Genomic DNA, 18,328 nt, shown 5'->3' on the forward strand with positions numbered 1-18,328 from the left:
CGCCCTTGATCATGTCTGTATTGCGAACCTGATGGATCAGGCGGCCTTGTAACCGATGACGGCTTTGGTCTCGAGGAATTCCTCGAAGCCGAGCTCGCCCCATTCGCGGCCGTTACCCGACTGTCCGTAGCCGCCAAATGGTGCGGAAAAGTCAGGGTTCGCACCATTGACCAGAATCTGGCCGGCGCGGATCTTGTTGGCGACTTCATTGGCTTCTTTTTCAGGGCCCTGAACATAGCCGGCAAGACCGTAGACCGTGTCATTTGCCATCGAGATGGCATCTTCCAGCGTGTCATAAGGCAGGATGCAGAGCACCGGGCCGAAGATTTCTTCGCGCGCGATGGTCATGTCATTGGTCACGTCTGCGAAGACGGTCGGGCGGGTGAAGTAGCCCTTGTTGAAGCCTTCAGGACGGCCAGTGCCACCTGCGACGAGTGTCGCGCCTTCGTCGATGCCCTTCTGGATCAGGTCCTGAACCTTCTGAAACTGGCTGCCGTTCGAGATCGGGCCAATGGCGCCTGGCGTTGCTTCGCCGGGCATCATGACCTTTACGGATTCAGCAGCGGCCTTGGCGATCTTGATCGCGTCAGCCTGCTGGTCCTTCTGGACGAACATGCGCGACGGCGCGTTACAGGACTGGCCTGTGTTCGTCATCATCTGGCGCACGCCGCCGCCGACAGCTTTTTCAAGGTCAGCATTTGGCAGGACGATGTTCGGCGACTTGCCGCCGAGTTCCTGGGCAACGCGCTTGACGGTCGGTGCAGCGGCCTGGGCCACGAGCACGCCGGCGCGGGTCGAGCCGGTGAAGCTCATCATGTCGACATCCGGATGTCCGGATAGAACGGCGCCGACGCTTGGGCCGTCACCATTGACGAGGTTGAACACGCCTTTTGGCACGCCGGCCTCATGCAGGACTTCAGCGAAGATCAGCGCATCAAGCGGCGCGATTTCCGAAGGCTTCAGCACCATTGTGCAGCCTGCGGCGAGGGCAGGGGCGACTTTACAGGCGATCTGGTTGAGCGGCCAGTTCCATGGCGTGATGAAACCGCAGACGCCGATGGCTTCCTTGCGCAGGAGCGTCGTGCCTTTCAGCTCTTCCCATTCATAGCCGCGCAGGATGGCAGCTGTCGTGGCGAAGTGGCCCATGCCGGCAGGCACCTGAGCCGCATTGGCGAGCCACATGGGCGCGCCCATTTCGTCTGAAATGGCGCTGGCAAGGTCAGGCATGCGCTTCTGGAGACCGGCCGTGATCTTGTCGAGCAGGTCGGCGCGATATTCGACGCTGGTTTGCGAGAAGGACGGAAAAGCAGCCTTGGCGGCGGCGACAGCCTTGTCGACATCGGCTTTCGAGCCGAGCGAGATGCGCGCAAAGGGTTCTTCGGTTGCGGGGTTCTCGACGTCGAGCGTACGCGGCTCGACCGGATCGACCCATTCACCATTGATGTAGAACTTGAGATAATCTTTCATAGGCGTGAGCCTCCCTGTGGTGTCCGTTGTTCTTGCCTGACTATAGGTGACGTGCGCGTCACCGGCGAGTCCTGACGCAAAGGAAATCTGGTTAGTAACAAGGAATTCATCAAGGGCAGACCTGCGACCTAGCGCTTCATGCCGCCCAGGATGCCCCGTAGGATATAGCGGGTAATCTCCCGCGTCGCCGTGCGGGCGGCCTGCTTGCCCGCCGCCTCGATCGGCGTCTGGCGGCGCGAGCGGGTCGATTTCGCGCGGGTTTTCTTCTTTGCGAGCGCTTCTTCCGCCTTGGCTTCCTTGGCGGCGAGCTTCTCGGCCTGTTCCGCCGCTTCTGCTTCCTTCTCTTCCAGGATCTCGTAGGCGGATTCCCGGTCGATCACGTCGTCATACTTGCCAGCATAGGGGCTGTCCTTCTGCACGGCGGCCCGTTCGGCGTCCGTTGCCGGGCCGAGGCGGGAGGAAGGCGGGCGCACCATTGTGCGCTGGACGACCGATGGCGCACTCTTGGCGTCGAGCGTGGAAACGAGCGCCTCGCCCGTGCCGAGCTGCGTGATGATCTCTTCGGTGTCGAGGGAGGGGTTTGGCCGGAAGGAGTCAGCTGCCGCTCGCACGCCTTTCCGCTCAGCGGGTGTGTAGGCGCGCAACGCATGCTGCATTCGGTTGCCGAGCTGGGCGAGAACGCTTTCGGGCAGGTCGCGCGGGTTCTGGGTGACGAAGAAGACGCCGACGCCCTTGGAGCGGATCAGGCGCACAACCTGTTCGATCTTCTGCATCAGGGCGGGGGGCGCATCATTGAAGAGGAGGTGGGCCTCATCGAAGAAGAAGACGAGTTTCGGTTTCTCCGGATCGCCGACTTCCGGCAGGCGCTCGAATAGTTCCGACAGGAGCCAGAGCAGGAAAGTGGAATAGAGTTTCGGGCTGTTGATCAGTTTCGTGGCGTCCAGCACGTTGACATAGCCGCGCCCGTCCTGGGTCGTGCGCATCAGGTCTTCCAGCTCCAGGGCCGGCTCGCCGAAGAAGTGTTCGGCACCTTCACGTTCGAGCATCAAAAGGTTGCGCTGTACCGCGCCGAGCGAGGCGGCGGCCACATTGCCGTATTCCTTGCTGATCTCGTCGCGCACGTCTTTCTGGGAAAGATGGGTGAGCAGCTTGCGCAGGTCTTTCAGGTCGAGCAGCAGGAGCTGGTTGTCGTCGGCATATTCGAAGGCGATGTTGAGCACGCCTTCCTGCGCATCGGTCAGGCCCATGAGGCGCGACAGGAGCAGGGGGCCCATTTCTGAAATCGTGGCGCGAACGGGATGACCGTTCTCGCCGAACACGTCCCAGAAAATGGTCGGCGCGGCGGCATAGCCGAAGTCTTCCAGACCGATCAGTTCTGCCCGCGCGACGAGCTTTTCATGCAGCTTGTGGTCGGCGCTTCCCGCAACGCAGATGCCTGAGAGGTCGCCTTTCACATCAGCGCAGAAGACGGGCACCCCTGCATCGGAAAAGCCCTGCGCGAGAATCTGCAGGGTCACTGTTTTGCCCGTACCGGTGGCGCCAGCGACGAGGCCATGGCGGTTGGCCACTTTCAGAAGCATTTCCTGGGCCGTGTTCGGTGTTCCCGTGCCGTCTGCGTCAGCGCCGCCGATGAAAAGTGCGTCCGTCATGTTGCCCATTTCTCCCCTGATGCGGAGCGGACGCTAGTGGTTTCACAGGATTCGGCAAGGCCCCCACTGAGCTTGGCTGCCATCAAAGAAAGGCGTGGCTTGACGGCGGGCAAGGCTGCTTCCAACCTGTAATTCTAACGGGGGCCCCTGAATGGATCGCGCGACCAAGACCGGCATCTGGATCATCGCGACCGGCGTGATCATCACCTTCCTCTATGTGGGGCGGGGCATCCTTTCGACATTTGCCATGGCGGTGTTCCTGTTCCTCGTAATCGAGGGCTTCGCGCGCATGATCGACAACTGGTCGCATTCAATGCGCCGGAGTGCGGCGCGGGCTGTGGCGATCCTCATCGTGCTCGGCGGCTTTGTCGGCTTCATCGCCTTGCTCGCGAATGGCGTGTCGCAGTTCGGGCGCGATGCGGCGGAGTATGAGGAGAAGATCAACGGCCTGATCCAGGACGCCTATAGCCTCGTGAACATGGAGAACGCGCCGACATTGACGCATCTTATGTTCAACGAGGGCGGTCAGCGCTTCTTTGCCACGATTGCGAATGCGACGGGCGACCTGTCTGGCGACCTGATGCTGATCTTCATCTATGTCGCGTTCCTGTTCCTGGCGCAGTCGGGCTGGACCCGTAAGCTGGACAATATTTTCCCGGATTACGAAAAGCGCGCGATGGTGCGCGAGGTCGGCGATGAAGCGCGGCGCGGTATCGAGACCTACCTCTGGACCCAGACGGTGATCTCGGCGCTGATAACGGCGTTGACCTATGTGTCGCTGCTCCTGCTGGGTGTCCAGAACGCGCTCTTCCTCGCGGCGCTGATTTTCGTGCTTAACTATATACCGACCGTCGGGTCGATCGTGGCCGCGCTTGTGCCGCCCCTCTTTGCACTGGTGCAGCCGGATATCCCGGGATGGATACCGGGCACTCCGCCTCAGGACATCTACATCTATGCCGCGATCGTGTTCGGCATTGTCAGCTTCTGGCAGTTTTCGATCGGGAACTTCATCCAGCCGCGCATGATGGGCGACTCACTGAATCTTTCTGCATTGGTTGTATTGCTGGCGCTTGCGATCTGGGGTGTGCTTTGGGGCATACCCGGGATGTTCCTGTCAGCGCCGCTGACTGTGTTGATGATGATACTGTTTGCGCAGTCTCACAGTACGCGATGGATCGCGATCCTGCTCTCCGCCGATGGAAACCCGCAAGGGGCAGGAGAGAGCAAGAGATCAGTGACAACTGCCAAAGTTGATAGCGGAAACAGTTGAAGTATGGCATCGCGCACCTTCAGGATTCACTGCATCCACATCAGTAATCTCTTCATGATTTTTAATGTAGCAATACCAGCGGCAACCCTTGTCTTCCAAAGATAAGGGCCGAAATAAAGAGATCAGGCCTCCGCGTGCGTCCCCCCACCCAGCCTGCGGAACGCCTGTAGGGCCCGTCGGACACGTCCCCGTTCGGCGGGCCCGCCTTATTTGGCAGCCATGATTTGAATTTGCCTGAGACGCAGAAAGTTCCATTTGTAACAGGCCATTGAAGGTCGTCCCGGTGCACGTTACACCCGGTTGGATAGTCTTCACTGCCAGTGAGCGAAAATCCCATGTCCCAAACACCGTCCAAGGTCGACCCGCTTCAGCAATTGCTCAAGCAGGTAAAACTGGAATCCAGCAACGAAGATCTGACCGGCCTGACAGAGGCTGATCTGATGGCTCTGGCAGAGGGCCTCTGGAACTGGGGGAGCGAGGTTGCGCCTGACACACAGGATGCGCGCGTCCTGAGGGATCCCGTCGGCGCCAACGGGACGTTGCAGCGCTCGGTTCTCGAAGCGGTCGGGCCCGACATGCCCTTCCTCGTGGACTCGCTGCTGGCCGAGTGCGCGGCCGAAGGCCATGAAGTCAAAGCGCTGTTTCACCCGATTGTGACCATGGATGACGGGCGGGTCGTTTCTGTTATCCAGATTCATTTGCCTCCCATGACCCCGGCCGAAGCCACCCGCCTGACCCAGAGCGTGCGCATGACACTCAGCGACACGCGCCAGGTTGTCAGCGATTTCGAGCCGATGAAGGAGCGCATGCGGGCCGAAATCCGAAGCATTGCCGAGCAGCAAAATCACGCCGCTGACGACCGCGCCGAATCCATCGCTTTCCTTGAATGGCTGCTTGAGGACCATTTCGTCTTCGTCGGCTGCCGCGAGTATCGCTTCGAGACGGACGCAAAGGGCAAGGTTCTGCCCGAAGAGCCGATCATGGTGGAGGGCTCCAATCTCGGCATTCTGCGTGACGAGCAGCTCAATGTGCTGTCGCCTGACAGCGAACCGCTCGTTCTCACGCCCGAGATCGGTGATCTGCTTGCCGAGCCGTTCCCCATGTTCGTCGCCAAGTCGACCCTTGTCAGCCGCGTACACCGGCGCGTGAAATGCGATTATATCGGCGTCAAGAAATACGATGCCGAGGGCAGGGTGAATGGCGAGGTTCGCTTTCTCGGCCTTTTCACCGCTGAAGCCTATGACGAGACGGCGCGCTCCATTCCGTTCGTGCGGCGCCGCGTGAAGAAAGTCATCGCGGCCTCAGGCGCAACGCCCGGTGGCCATACCGAAAAGACAATCGCGAACCTGCTGGAAACCTGGCCGCGGGACGAACTGTTCCAGACGCATTCACGCACCCTGACGCCAATGATCGTCGGCGCGATGCACCTTGTCGGCCGTCCCCGCACGCGCCTCTTCCTGCGCGCCGATCAGTTCGACCGCTTCGTGACGGCCATCGTGTTCGTGCCACGCGAAGCCTATGACACCAATTTGCGTATCCGTATCGCAGACGTGCTGACGCGCGCATATGATGGGACGCTTGAGAAATTCCAACCCTATTTCGATACCGGTCCGCTGGCGCGCGTGCATTTCGAGATATCGCTCGACCGCGACCATCCCGAGCCCGACGCCGCAGAACTCGAACGCGAGATTGCCGCGCTGGCCCGTACCTGGGATCAGGGCTTCCGTGAAGCCATCATGGCGAGCCCCCTCGCTGATGCTGACCGCGATGGCGGTCGTGCTTTCCTGGGCGCGTTCAACGCAGCCTATCGTGAAGCCTTCCCGCCCGCCGAGGCGCTGCGCGATGTGATGACGATGGCCGGCTTGCACGCCACCACGCCGGTCCTCGCCCGCGCGTTCCGGCTTGAGGGCGATGGCGAAGATGCTGTCCGTGTGAAGATCTATGCGCGCAAGGGTGCGATTCCGCTTTCACGCTGCGTGCCTGTGTTCGAGAACATGGGCCTGTTCGTGAACTTCGAGACCGGCTATCCGGTTCGTCCGTCGGAGAAGCCCGCCGCTGACGCCCCGGACACTTACTGGATCCACTCGCTGTTCATGCAGTCGGTCAATGGCGATGTCGTAGACCTCGCGAAACTCGCGCGGGGATTTGAAGACGCTTTTGTAGCCGTGTGGAGCGGCCTTGCGGAAAATGATGGCTTTAACCGCCTTGTCCTCCGTGCCGGTGCCAGCTGGCGCGAAGCAGCCCTGATGCGTGCACTTTCAGCCTATCGTCGCCAGTCGGGCCTCGACCAGCCGCAGGATGTGCAGGAAGATGCACTTGCTGCACATCCCAAAATCGTGCGCCTCTTGCTTGATCTCTTTGCCGCGCGGTTCGACCCGTCAGCCTATGAAGGGCTCGATGCGCGCCGCGCTGCCACGGCCGAAATACGCTCGGCAATCGAAACCGCGCTCGCAGACGTGGCCACCCTGACCGACGACCAGATCCTCCGGCACCTGACAGACCTGATCTTTGCCCTGCAGCGGACCAATTTCTACCAGACTGACGCAGACGGCCGCCCGCTCTCCTTCATCAGCTTCAAGGTGGCGAGCCGCGAACTGGAAGACCTGCCAGATCCAAAGCCCTACCGCGAAATCTTCATGTCGAGCCCGCAGGTCGACGGCGTGCACCTGCGCTTCGGCCCGGTGGCGCGTGGCGGCCTGCGCTGGTCGGACCGCGCGGCGGACTACCGCACCGAAGTGCTGGGCCTTGTGAAGGCACAGCAGGTCAAGAACGCGGTCATCGTGCCGGTTGGCTCGAAAGGCGGCTTCTTCCCGAAACAGCTGGCCGACCGGTCTGACCGCAATGCCTGGTTCGAAAGCGGGCGCGATGCCTACAAGCAGTTCATCACGGCACTGCTGGAGCTGACCGACAATCTCGATGGTGCAAACGTGCTCCATCCGCAAAATACGGTCATCTGGGACGGCGAAGATCCCTACCTCGTTGTCGCTGCCGACAAGGGTACGGCGACCTTTTCCGACACGGCCAACGCGATCAGCGAAGCGCACGGCTTCTGGCTGGGCGATGCGTTCGCATCCGGTGGCTCTGTCGGCTACGACCACAAGAAAATGGGCATCACGGCGCGCGGCGCCTGGGAAGCTGTCAAACGCCACTTCCGCGAAATGGGCAAGGATATCCAGACCGAGCCTTTCACCGTCATCGGCGTCGGCGACATGAGCGGCGACGTGTTCGGCAACGGCATGCTTCTGTCACCGGAAATCCGCCTGATGGCCGCGTTCAACCACCTGCACATCTTCGTCGACCCGAACCCGGGCGACTCGGCCAAGAACCTCGCCGAGCGCCAGCGCCTGTTCGACATGCAGGGCTCCAGCTGGTCCGACTACAACACAAGCTTGATTTCAAAGGGCGGCGGCATCTTCCCGCGCACCGCCAAGTCCATCCCGCTCAGCGATGAGATGAAGGCCATGACGGGGGTCAACAAGGATGCCGTCACGCCGGACGAGCTGATCCACGCCCTCTTGAAAACCGAGACAGACCTGCTCTGGTTCGGCGGTATCGGTACCTATGTGAAAGCCAGTAGCGAGACACATGCCGAGGCGGGCGACCGCTCGAGCGATGCGTTCCGCGTCAACGGGCGCGACCTCAAGGCGAAAGTCATCGGGGAAGGGGCAAACCTTGGCCTCACCCAGGCAGGCCGCATCGAGTTTGCCCAGAATGGCGGACGCATCAATACCGATGCCATCGACAACTCGGCTGGCGTCGACAGTTCCGACCATGAGGTCAATATCAAGATCCTCGCGGCCGAGGCGATCCGCATCAAGTCCCTAAAGGCGAAGGACCGCAATGGTCTGCTCGCCGAGATGACGGACGATGTGGCCGCCCACGTCCTGCGCCACAATTACGACCAGACCGCCGCCCTGTCGCTGGCCGAGGCGAGCGCCGCAGCCGACCATGAAGCGCTTGAGCGCCTGATGGTCTATCTTGAAGAACGCGGCGTGCTGAACCGGCCACTGGAAGGCCTGCCAAGTTCGGCGCAGATGCGTGTCCGACAGGAACAGGGGCAGTTCCTGACCCGACCCGAACTCGCCGTGCTTCTGGCCTGGTCGAAGATCGTGCTGATTGATGACGTGGTTGCTTCCGACATTCCCGACGATCCGTATTTCGAAAGCGTGCTGACCTCCTATTTTACCCACCCGATCGACACGTACGGCGAGGCGATCAGCAATCACCGCCTGAAGCGGGAGATCATCGCAACTGTGATCGCTAACCGCTCGCTCGACATGGCTGGGCCAGTGCCTCTGCTGCGCCTGCGCGAAATGTCGGGCGGCGATAGCGCGGCGACTGTGCGCGGGCTGGAAGCGGCACGCGCCGTGCTCGACTTTGACGCCTTCCGCCGCGAAGTCGACAGCCTGGACAACACTGTGCCCGCAGATCTGCAAATTGACCTGCGCATGCAGGCCATGCAGGCGATGAATGAGGCGGCAACATGGTTTGTCCGCATGCGCCCAGGCCTGTCCGTTGGCGAGGCGGTTGCCGAGTCTCACGTACCGCTGAATGAGTTGAAAGCGGCGCTGGCGTCGGTGCACTCACCGTATCCGGCATCCCGTATCGAACGGGCGACGCGTGCCTTCATGAAGCGCGGTGCACCCGAAGCGCTTGCCCGCTGGGCGGCTGCCATGAGCAACTTCGCGCAAGGCCTTGTCGTCACTGATCTGGCAAAGACAGCCGACATTGGCGTCGAAGAGGCGGCTTCTGCCTTCTATGCGCTCGGCGACTCGCTGCGGCTCGACCGCCTGCGTGACAGCGCATTGGAAGGGCTGGAAAAGGCCGGATACTGGGACCGCGTCGCGGGCAGGCGTCTGGTCAGCGAGTTGGTGCGGCTGCAGGCAACTGCAGCAAGTGATGCGATTGCAGCCGGCGGTATCGATGCCTGGCTCGCCGACAAGCTCGAGGCGCGTCGCCAATTGATCGCGACGCTCGGTACGCTCTCCAAGGGCAAGGACTGGTCCTTCGCAAAATTCACCCTGTCGACAGACGCTGTGCGGCAATTCATGGGCCGGTAAGGGCTGGCAAGTTATACACAGGGCAGAAGTGCGCGGGACGGCGGCCGATAAGGCTTGGCTTGACGGGCGCAGGCAGCCTGTTGTGAGTGTATGCGACCATGAAACGGCTCTACCATTGGCCTCTTGATCCAGCCGGACGGCTGGTCCGCCTCGTTCTCGCCGAGAAGGGTGAAGCCTTCGAACTGTTTGACTCCACGCCCTGGGCGCCGCACCCCGATGTGGCCGCGCTCGCCTATGGCGCCGTTGCGCCGGCTTTGGTCGAGACCTTGCCCACCGGGCGTCTCTTCGCCTGCGGCACGCGGGCCATCTGCGAACAGATGGAAGAGATCAAGCCAACGCCCGCCCTCCTGCCAACTGACCAGAACGAGCGCGCCGAGGCACGTCGCCTCTGGGCATGGGTCGAGGCGGGCTGCGAGGAAGTGACCGACAAGCTGCTGACAGAGCGCGTCATGCAATGGGTGCGGCGCGACCGCCAGCCGGATTCCGAAAAGTTGCGCCGGGGCGCCCATGCCCTTCGCGGGCGTCTCACCTTCCTGAATGGCATGGTCGAGATGAACGGCTATCTGGCGGGCCGTACGCTGTCGCTGGCTGATCTTTGCGCGGCGGCGCACCTCTCGGCCTACGACTATTTCGGCGATGTGGAATGGAACGCGGTGCCGGATCTCAAGACATGGTATGCGCGCATCAAGTCCCGCCCCAGCTTCCGCCCGTTGCTGAGCGACCGGATCGAGGGTACGCGACCTGTCTCCCATTATGCCGATCTCGACTTCTGACCCCCTCGCCAGTTCGCCCGAAGCCTTTCTCAAAGACACGGCGCGTTCGATAGGTTTCGACAGCGTTCGCATTACGCGGGCCGATGAGCCATGGGCGGCAGGCGAACGGCTTGAGGTTTTCGTTGCCGACGGTCGCCATGGCCAGATGGAATGGATGGAAACCACGCTTGAGCGACGCAAGGCCCCCACCGCCATGTGGGCTGGGGCGAAATCAGCTGTCGTGGTCGCGCTGAACTATGGCCCCGGCATCGACCCGATGGAGCTGCTGGCTGAACGCAGTGTGGGAAACATCTCCGTCTATGCGCGGGGGAGGGACTATCACGACCTCGTCAAGTCGCGCCTGAAACAGCTCGCCCGTGCTTTCGTGGCGGAGACTGGCTCTGAGGTGAAAGTCTTCGTCGATACCGCCCCGTTGATGGAAAAGCCGCTCGCCGCCAAGGCGGGCATGGGCTGGCAAGGCAAGCACACAAATCTGGTGAGCCGCGAGCTTGGTTCGTGGTTCTTCCTCGGCGTGATGCTGACAGCGGCAGAGTTGCAGCCTGATGCAACAGAGACAGACCATTGCGGCTCCTGCCGCGCCTGCCTTGATGCCTGCCCGACCAAGGCCTTTCCGGCGCCGTACCAGCTCGATGCACGCCGCTGCATTTCCTACCTCACCATCGAACATGCCGGGCCCATCCCGCGCGAGTTCCGCGCCGCGATGGGCAACCGCATCTATGGCTGCGACGATTGCCTTGCCGTCTGCCCGTGGAACAAGTTTGCCGAGGCAGCCTCGGAAGCCGCGCTCCATGCCCGCGCTGAACTGAAGACACCGGGCCTCGATGAACTTGCCGCGCTGGATGATGCCACCTTCCGTGAAGTCTTCTCCGGCTCACCGATCAAGCGTAGCGGCCGGACCCGCTTCGTGCGAAATGTGTGCGTCGCTATCGGTAATTCTGGAGACGTGCGCCTCGTGCCATCGCTGCTCAGCTTGCTGGGCGATGAGGCGGCTGACATTCGGGGTGCAGCCATCTGGGCGCTCACGCGTCTTGATCCTGACAGATTTGAGGCCGAGAAGGCCGCGCGGATGGCGGAAGAGACCGATCCGGGCGTCTTGGCGGAATGGGAAGGGGCAGCATGACCTACGCAAACGGACACGGAACGGACTCAAAAGGGCCCGTCCGCGTATGGCTAGGCCGCCTTGTAAAGCTCATCGCAGGCCTGTTCGTGGCCTTTCATGTCTATGCACTGCTACTCAAGTTCGTGCCGGTCCCAGGCACAATACTCATGGCCCAACGCGCCATTGGCGGTGAGAGCCTCCGCCGCGACATTACCCCTATCGAAGACATCTCGCCTTACCTCGTTAGTGCAGTCATTGCTGCAGAAGACACCCGCTACTGCGAACACCACGGCGTCGATCCGGAAGCCATCGAGAAGGCCATTGACGAATACCAGCGCGGCCGCAAAGCGCGGGGCGCCTCCACGATCACCCAGCAGACCGCCAAGAACGTGTTCTTCTGGAATGGCGGCGGCGCCCCCCGCAAGGCCGGCGACATGTGGATGGCAACCTTCATCGACTACACGTGGGGCAAGCGCCGCGTGATGGAGGCCTATCTCAACGTGGCTGAATGGGGCGACGGTATCTTTGGCGCCGAGGCTGCGGCTCAGGCCCGGTTCGGCAAGCCAGCCTCGAAACTGACAGAGCGCGAAGCGGCGCTCCTGGCGGCTGTGCTGCCCAGCCCGAACAAGTGGCGGGTCGATCCACCCGGGCCTTATGTTTCCAAGCGGGCAGGCACGCTGCAGGCGCGCATGCGCGTGGTGCGCAACCAGGGGCTCGATGCCTGTGTCTTCGGGGATAAGCGTCCGGCAGCCTTGCCGCCCGTGAAGGGCCAACCTGCACCAGCGCCTGAAGTGATGCCCGACCTGCCGCCGGATCCCGAGCCGCAGCCGGAAGAAACACAACCGGATGCGCCGGTATCGACTGAGGATCCGCTGAACGATGTGCTGGATGCCGCCGACCAGTCTTTCTCGCGGCCCGCACCTGAGGTGACCGAAGAGCCAGAGCCGTTTAGCGAGCCCGACCTGGCGCCGGCACCGCAGGAAGAAACGCCCGCAGAATCCGCTGCGCCGCAGGAGAGCGGTCCGACGGACCTGCGTCCGCGCAATGATTTGGGACTGGACCCTGAGCCGGAGCCGGACAGCCCGCCGCAATAAGCGGGCTGTCCTGAAGCGGTCTAGACCGGGTCGTAAGGGAAGACGCTGGCCGACGCGCCAAGATCGAAGAAGCTGCCCTGCATGGCGGGGAAGGCTTGGTCGATGATGCTGTCGGGTGTCCAGCCTTCCATCCGGGCAACGGATTTGATCGGGCGGGGCTGGTCGCAGAGGATGACCTCATTGCCGCGCACGATGAAGATCTGGCCGCTCACCGTCTTCGCCTTGTCGGCGCAGAGGGCGATGGCGAGCTGGGCCACTTGGTCTGCGCGCATGGAGTTCTTGATCCGCTCGACGCGCTGGGCGCCAGCCTCATCCTTTACAGGGATGGAGGCAATCATGCGCGTCCATGCAAACGGCGCGATGACGTTGGACCGGATGTTCTTGCGCTCACCTTCCATGGCGATGATGCGCGAGAGGCCCACAATGCCCATCTTGGCGGCGGCATAGTTCGCCTGACCAATGTTGCCGATTATGCCGGACGTGGACGTAAACAGCACGAACGAGCCGCTTTCCTTTTCCCGGAAGAGTTCCACGGCGGCGCGGGTGACGTTGAAGCTGCCGCGCAGGTGAACGTCGATCACGGTGTCCCAGTCAGATTCGCTCATCTTGTGGAACATGCCGTCACGCAGGATGCCGGCCGGGTTGATGATCGAGTCCAGCGTGCCGTAGGTGTCCTTCGCTTGTTCGACCATGCCCTGCACGGCTTTCATGTCGGTGACGCTTTCGGAGTTAGACACAGCCTCGCCGCCAGCCGCGCGGATTTCCGCCGCGACCTTTTCAGCCGGTCCGGCATCGCCTTCGTCGCCACCTGTCAGGCTGCCGCCGAGATCGTTGACGACGACCTTGGCGCCTTCGCGGGCCGCCAGAAGGGCGGTCTCACGCCCGATACCGTTGCCGCCACCGGTGACCAGCACCACTTTTCCGTCAAGAACGCCCATTTTTGTTAATCCTCCGAATTTTCCATGTGATTGACGGGCACCCTAGATACCGCCAAGCAATGTTCAAGGTTTGAAACGCGAATTGAGGAAGGCTAAGGCTGGGGCATGACAAAGACATTTAAAGCCGTGATCTGGGATTTCGGGGGCGTGTTTACCTCCTCTCCCTTCGACGCCTTCACCCGCTACGAGGAAGAAAAAGGCCTTCCAAAGGACTTTATCCGCTCGGTAAATGCCGTGAATCCGCTGGAAAACGCATGGGCCTTGCTTGAGCGCAGCGAAGTGGACGCCGCCGGTTTCGATGGGATGTTCCGGACGGAATCTGCGGCCCTCGGCCACGAAGTACCGGGCCGCGACGTCTTGTCCCTCCTGTCCGGCAGCTTGCGTCCACGCGTCGTGGAAGCGCTCAAAGTTTGCAAGGCCAAGGGCAAGGTCGGCTGCATCACGAACAACGCGCCGATCGGGAAGGGGGCCTCAATGACGAATGACGCCCAGAAGGCGGCTGATCTGGAAAAAGTCTTCGCCATGTTCGACCATGTCATCGAAAGCTCGAAGCTCGGCATCCGCAAGCCTGATCCGCGCATCTATGCGCTGATGTGCGAAGCGCTGGATGTGGACCCGGCCGATTGCGTCTATCTCGATGATCTCGGCATCAACCTCAAGCCCGCCCGCCAGATGGGAATGACAACAATCAAGGTGCTCGGCGAAGACCAGTTGCTGGCCGATCTTGAGGCCGCCACCGGCTATGTGCTGGCGTAAGGCGTTCGTCGCGGCGGCGACGCTCGCCCTCGCCGGGTGCGGCCAGGGCGTGGACGCACCAGAGCCGGCGATCCCCGACGAGAGCCTGACGCAGTCTCCGCAGCCAGCCGTCTCGGTCTACCTGACGGAGACCGTGAGCGACACACGCGAGCTATTGCTGAGATATGCGGCGCAGGGGTCGCTCACCCGACTGGCGCGCCTTGCAGACCAGAGCGATGGGTTCATTTCCAATTTCAATGGTCAGCCCCATCAGGAGTTCTGGGACTTGCTGCGACGCACCGGTCTGGACCCGAACCTGAAACTGCGCGAACTGCTGGATCAGTCACCGGGTGTGAGAATGGTCGACGGGGAGCGCTGGTATGTGTGGCCCTCACTTGCCGCGCGCGATGCCAATGAACTTATCCCTGAGAAACTCTCCTTTCAGGAGCGCAAGGAATTGCGGGAACTCATCGGTGATGACGGGATTGACTTGATACGCGCCGGCAAGGGCTATCCGGGCATGCGCACCGCTATCGCGGAAGATGGCCGCTGGGTCTATTTCGTGCTCGGACTTGATGGAGAGGAATGAAAATATGTCAGGCAAGATAGGCGCGCGCGCCGCACTGGAACAACTCACGGGCTGGGCGCAAGGCAAAGGCGACCGCGACGTAATCGAGAAGACCTATAAATTCGCCGACTTCAAGACGGCCTGGGCCTTCATGACCGGTACGGCAATCAAGGCTGACGGGATGGATCACCACCCTGAATGGTTCAATGTGTACAACAAGGTCGAAGTGACCCTGACAACGCATGACGTGGACGGCGTTTCCTCAAAGGATGTCGAGCTTGCCGGATATATGGACGCCTTGGCCGACAAGCTGGGCTGAGCGCGAGCGTATCAGCTTCCGACGGTCGCCTTGCGAGTGTTGTCTGCGGAGGTGATGTCATGATCGGAAAGGTCTGTCAGAGCCTGGCCGGGTCCAGGCGCCTTATGCCCTTCTTTTCATGTACACGCGTCAGCGCCGCCATGAGGTCATGCTCTATGATCGGCTTGGCGACATAGTCATCCATGCCTATCTTCAGGTAGCGTTCCCGGTCGCCATTCATGGCATCAGCGGTGAGCGCAATCACGGGAATGTCGCTCCAGCGCTCGCGGCTGTCACGGATTCGCCGCAGCACTTCCGGGCCATCCATGTTCGGCATATGCGCATCCAGCAGGACGATATCGAAGGTCTCGCTGGAGAGATGGGCTAGCGCGTCCTTGCCACTCGGCACATCGGTCACGATGACGCCCAGCGGCTCCAGAACAATGCGCGCCACCCGCCGGTTGATCGTGTTGTCATCCACGACGAGCGCCCGCACGCCTTTCAGGAGGTCCACTTCACGATTGGCCATGCCCGATACTGACTTGGTCACTTTACGCGGTGCATCGGCAACGCGGGCCTCGAACGAGAAGGTAAAGATCGATCCTTCACCGAGCTTGCTGACGCATGTTACATCACCGCCCATGAGCTGGGCCAGCTTGCGGGATATGGCGAGACCGAGGCCGGAGCCGCCATATTCGCGTGTAGTAGAGGAGTCCGCCTGCTGGAAGTTCTGGAACAGCCTGCTGCGTTGCTCCTCGCTGATGCCTATTCCGGTGTCTGAAACATGGACACTTATGGCAATCCGTCCGTCTCGCGACATGTCGCCAGCCATCACGGCGAGCGTGACGCCGCCCTCCTTGGTGAATTTGAGAGCATTCGTGAGAAGGTTGTCTATGCACTGGCGCACGCGCGTCGTGTCGATCGCAAGATGCTCCGGCAGTTTCGGATCAAAGACGACCTTGAGGGAGAGGCCCTTCTGCTCGGCAAGCGGCCTGTAATTGCGTTCGATCCAGGAAATCCTGTTGCGGACATTTTCGACGACCGGGGTGATTTCCAGCCGACCCGCCTCGATCCGCGAAAGGTCGAGGATGTCATTGAGCAGGAGGAGAAGCGTATGCGAACTCTCGACAATCGTGTCGACCATTTCCGCTTCTTCGGTTCCCAGCGCGCGATGACGCAGACCCTCGGCCATGCCGATAATGCCATTCAGTGGTGTGCGTATTTCGTGGCTCATCGAAGCCAGGAACTCCGATTTTGCCTCGCTGGCCATAAGCGCGTGGCGGCGCGCGGCATTGAGTGAAATCTCACGCTGGACAAGGTCGGTTACATCATGCGTCACGCCAATGATATGGCCATCATCGAGGTGCGAATGGCTGGTCACGACGTGCCGGCCTGTGGCCGTGACCATATCAAGGTCCTTGCACTTGCGGATCGCGTCCATGACGATGGTGTGGCGCACCTGAAAAGTGGCTTCGTTCAGGCGCGGGAAAAGGCTGCGGATCTGGCGCGCGACAGAATCGTGAAACGAGATGCCGTCGTCCATGCTGGAATAGAGAACAGGCCAGTGTTCGCGGGCCGCCTTGTTGGCGTACCGAAGCGTGCCGTCGGGCCGATAGACGATGAAGCCCCCCTGCAGCTGATCGAGTGCCAGCCACGCCCTTTCGGCAGGGATATTGTTTTCATCCTGCATCTTGGCCTGTCCATTCCCCCAAACCCCCAGCCTAGTGGGCATTTATGTAGGGAATGTAAAATCCGCGCCGGATATAAACCCGAACGGGTTTAGCCGCCCTTTTTCCACGCCACCTGGTAGAGATCGAACCGGCGGTCCTTCAGATTTTGCACGGCGCCCGACTGGCGTGCCGTCAGCAGATCCGAGAGCGAGAGATCGGCGAGGGCAACGGTCTCTGTATTGGCTGGCGTATCAGCGGCAACCCCGTCGCGTGAGAAGGGGAAGTCAGATGGCGTCAGGATGCAGCTCTCAGCATAGTGAATGTCCATGTTCTCGACGTTTGGCAGGTTGCCCACCACGCCGGACATGACGACATAGCACTGGTTCTCGACCGCCCGGGCCTGACAGCAATAGCGCACGCGCAGATATCCGCGCCGCTCATCGGTGCAGAAGGGTACGAACAGTAGCAGGGCGCCTTGATCGACCAAGTGGCGGGCCTGTTCGGGGAACTCGCTGTCATAGCAGATCATCACACCGATCGGGCCGCAATCGGTCTGGATCACCGTGTTGCCCTTGCCGCCCTGGATGTTCCACCAGCGGCGCTCCGAAGGCGTGGGATGGAGCTTCTGCTGGGTATGCACCGAACCATCCCGCAGGAAGATGTAGGAGACGTTGAGAATGTCGCCATTTTCCATCTTGCTCGGGTGCGAGCCGCCAATGATGTTGATATTGTAGGAGACAGCCAGCTTCTCCATGAAGGCGATATAGCGCTGCGTATATTCCGAGATTTTCTCGATGGCTTCCATCGGCCCGAGTGGCTTTTGCTCAAGCGATAGTAATTGCAGCGTGAACAGTTCCGGGAAGACGACAAAGTCCGACCTGTAGTCGGACGCGATATCGACGAAGTATTCCACTTGCGTCTCAAACTCGTCAATCGACTGTATGCGGCGCATCTGGAACTGCACGGTGGTGATGCGTACGCTTTCAGGCAGGTCGGTATTGCCGAGGCTCGCTTTCGCCTTGATCTCTTCCTGTGCAAGCGGGTTCTTCCAGAACATGTGGGTGGCATGGTTCATCGAAGCTGCGTCGCCGGGCAGGTAGTTCTTCAGCACACCGATAGGCTCAAAGCCCTGGCGCAGCTGGAACGTGATAACCTGGTCTTTCAGCTTGGAAGCAACGACGGCGGCGACATAGTCGGCCGGGTTGGGATATTCCTTGGCGCGGCGGGCATAGCCCGGCATGCGTCCGCCGAACACGATACCCTTGAGCTCGAGATACTGGCAAAGTTCCTGACGCACACGATAGAACCGCTGGCCGATCCGAAGGCGGCGGAAGTCAGGGTCAACGCCGACATCCATGCCATATAGAACGTCGCCCTCGACATCATGACGCGCAGCAAAGCCGACACCGGTAATCTCGTCCCACGTGTGCGGCGCGAAGGCGACCTCGGATTTGATCATGAACGTCGCCGCATGGCCGACGATCTTGCCTTCATATTCGGCGACGAACTGACCTTCGGGGAAGCGGTTAATATGGCCGAGCAGATTGTCTCGGGTATAGCCCATGCCGGTGCCGTAAATTCGCTCCGACAAGTCGATCATCGCGCTCACATCAGCGGGCTTTGCGTTGCGGACAATCAGTTTGGCGGCAGAATTCGTCATGGAGGCTCCGGATTGGGGGAAGGGCTACAATATGGGCGGTGTCCTGG

General features: G+C 61.2%; 13 protein-coding genes. 8 read left to right on the top strand and 5 right to left on the bottom strand.

The genetic code is table 11. From position 1 onward, the window contains the following. Nucleotides 1-36 precede the first annotated feature (36 nt). Both V7651_RS06530 and V7651_RS06535 read right to left on the bottom strand, forming a co-directional pair. The gene (locus tag V7651_RS06530; protein WP_035538030.1) at nt 37-1,467 is read right to left on the bottom strand and encodes an aldehyde dehydrogenase family protein; all 1,431 of its coding nucleotides are present in this window, start codon (nt 1,465-1,467) and stop codon (nt 37-39) included. Between the two features lie 128 nt (nt 1,468-1,595). Next, the gene (locus V7651_RS06535; RefSeq protein WP_335612652.1) at nt 1,596-3,116 is read right to left on the bottom strand and encodes a helicase HerA-like domain-containing protein; all 1,521 of its coding nucleotides are present in this window, start codon (nt 3,114-3,116) and stop codon (nt 1,596-1,598) included. 151 nt (nt 3,117-3,267) lie between these two features. Here V7651_RS06535 and V7651_RS06540 point away from each other — a divergent pair, with 151 nt between their 5' ends. The 5 genes from V7651_RS06540 (at nt 3,268) to mtgA (ending at nt 12,412) form a co-directional block, all read left to right on the top strand. Then, complete coding sequence (locus V7651_RS06540; RefSeq protein WP_335591066.1) at nt 3,268-4,386, top strand: AI-2E family transporter; 1,119 nt, start codon at nt 3,268-3,270, stop codon at nt 4,384-4,386. Between the two features lie 335 nt (nt 4,387-4,721). Further along, nucleotides 4,722-9,446 carry an NAD-glutamate dehydrogenase gene (locus V7651_RS06545; RefSeq protein WP_335612653.1) on the top strand — a complete coding sequence of 1,575 codons (4,725 nt, stop codon included), beginning with the start codon at nt 4,722-4,724 and terminating at the stop codon, nt 9,444-9,446. A 98-nt stretch (nt 9,447-9,544) separates the two neighbouring features. After that, nucleotides 9,545-10,219 carry a glutathione S-transferase family protein gene (locus V7651_RS06550; protein ID WP_035538026.1) on the top strand — a complete coding sequence of 225 codons (675 nt, stop codon included), beginning with the start codon at nt 9,545-9,547 and terminating at the stop codon, nt 10,217-10,219. Beyond that, nucleotides 10,200-11,339 carry a tRNA epoxyqueuosine(34) reductase QueG gene (queG, locus tag V7651_RS06555; protein ID WP_335612654.1) on the top strand — a complete coding sequence of 380 codons (1,140 nt, stop codon included), beginning with the start codon at nt 10,200-10,202 and terminating at the stop codon, nt 11,337-11,339. The genes V7651_RS06550 and queG overlap by 20 nt, the downstream gene beginning before the upstream one ends. Next, nucleotides 11,336-12,412, top strand: a complete 1,077-nt coding sequence (gene mtgA, locus V7651_RS06560; protein ID WP_335612655.1) for a monofunctional biosynthetic peptidoglycan transglycosylase — start codon at nt 11,336-11,338, stop codon at nt 12,410-12,412. The genes queG and mtgA overlap by 4 nt, the downstream gene beginning before the upstream one ends. A gap of 20 nt (nt 12,413-12,432) precedes the next feature. On the opposite strand, the gene V7651_RS06565 is transcribed toward mtgA, so the two are convergent. Next, a complete protein-coding gene (locus V7651_RS06565; RefSeq protein WP_035538022.1) occupies nt 12,433-13,350 on the bottom strand; it encodes an SDR family NAD(P)-dependent oxidoreductase in 918 nt (305 codons plus the stop codon). Between the two features lie 105 nt (nt 13,351-13,455). Between V7651_RS06565 and V7651_RS06570 the strand changes: the two genes are divergently transcribed. From V7651_RS06570 to V7651_RS06580, 3 genes are read left to right on the top strand one after another with little or no spacing between them, the layout of a single operon-like run. After that, complete coding sequence (locus V7651_RS06570) at nt 13,456-14,106, top strand: HAD-IA family hydrolase (protein WP_335612656.1); 651 nt, start codon at nt 13,456-13,458, stop codon at nt 14,104-14,106. Continuing rightward, a complete protein-coding gene (locus V7651_RS06575) occupies nt 14,093-14,674 on the top strand; it encodes a hypothetical protein (RefSeq protein ID WP_335612657.1) in 582 nt (193 codons plus the stop codon). The genes V7651_RS06570 and V7651_RS06575 overlap by 14 nt, the downstream gene beginning before the upstream one ends. 4 nt (nt 14,675-14,678) lie before the next feature. Continuing rightward, entirely contained in the window at nt 14,679-14,972 is a 294-nt protein-coding gene (locus V7651_RS06580; protein ID WP_335612658.1) for a 4a-hydroxytetrahydrobiopterin dehydratase, read from the top strand. A gap of 76 nt (nt 14,973-15,048) precedes the next feature. Here V7651_RS06580 and V7651_RS06585 read toward each other — a convergent pair whose 3' ends face one another. Together V7651_RS06585 and V7651_RS06590 are read right to left on the bottom strand one after the other, a co-directional pair. Continuing rightward, nucleotides 15,049-16,641: an ATP-binding protein gene (locus V7651_RS06585; protein ID WP_335612659.1), complete on the bottom strand. Its 1,593-nt coding sequence runs from the start codon at nt 16,639-16,641 to the stop codon at nt 15,049-15,051. 89 nt (nt 16,642-16,730) lie between these two features. Beyond that, entirely contained in the window at nt 16,731-18,281 is a 1,551-nt protein-coding gene (locus V7651_RS06590) for a bifunctional GNAT family N-acetyltransferase/carbon-nitrogen hydrolase family protein (RefSeq protein WP_035538016.1), read from the bottom strand. Nucleotides 18,282-18,328 lie beyond the last annotated feature (47 nt).

The sequence above is a fragment of the Hyphomonas oceanitis genome (assembly GCF_036964545.1).
GTDB lineage: Bacteria > Pseudomonadota > Alphaproteobacteria > Caulobacterales > Hyphomonadaceae > Hyphomonas > Hyphomonas oceanitis.

Bases quoted from the DNA above. Each gene is read 5' to 3' on its own strand.
- V7651_RS06580 (WP_335612658.1), top strand. From the start codon at position 14,679: ATGTCAGGCAAGATAGGCGCGCGCGCCGCACTGGAACAACTCACGGGC.
- V7651_RS06530 (WP_035538030.1), bottom strand. From the start codon at position 1,467: ATGAAAGATTATCTCAAGTTCTACATCAATGGTGAATGGGTCGATCCG.
- V7651_RS06570 (WP_335612656.1), top strand. From the start codon at position 13,456: ATGACAAAGACATTTAAAGCCGTGATCTGGGATTTCGGGGGCGTGTTT.
- V7651_RS06550 (WP_035538026.1), top strand. From the start codon at position 9,545: ATGAAACGGCTCTACCATTGGCCTCTTGATCCAGCCGGACGGCTGGTC.
- V7651_RS06565 (WP_035538022.1), bottom strand. From the start codon at position 13,350: ATGGGCGTTCTTGACGGAAAAGTGGTGCTGGTCACCGGTGGCGGCAAC.
- queG (WP_335612654.1), top strand. From the start codon at position 10,200: ATGCCGATCTCGACTTCTGACCCCCTCGCCAGTTCGCCCGAAGCCTTT.
- V7651_RS06585 (WP_335612659.1), bottom strand. From the start codon at position 16,641: ATGCAGGATGAAAACAATATCCCTGCCGAAAGGGCGTGGCTGGCACTC.
- V7651_RS06545 (WP_335612653.1), top strand. From the start codon at position 4,722: ATGTCCCAAACACCGTCCAAGGTCGACCCGCTTCAGCAATTGCTCAAG.
- V7651_RS06535 (WP_335612652.1), bottom strand. From the start codon at position 3,116: ATGACGGACGCACTTTTCATCGGCGGCGCTGACGCAGACGGCACGGGA.
- V7651_RS06540 (WP_335591066.1), top strand. From the start codon at position 3,268: ATGGATCGCGCGACCAAGACCGGCATCTGGATCATCGCGACCGGCGTG.
- V7651_RS06575 (WP_335612657.1), top strand. From the start codon at position 14,093: ATGTGCTGGCGTAAGGCGTTCGTCGCGGCGGCGACGCTCGCCCTCGCC.
- V7651_RS06590 (WP_035538016.1), bottom strand. From the start codon at position 18,281: ATGACGAATTCTGCCGCCAAACTGATTGTCCGCAACGCAAAGCCCGCT.
- mtgA (WP_335612655.1), top strand. From the start codon at position 11,336: ATGACCTACGCAAACGGACACGGAACGGACTCAAAAGGGCCCGTCCGC.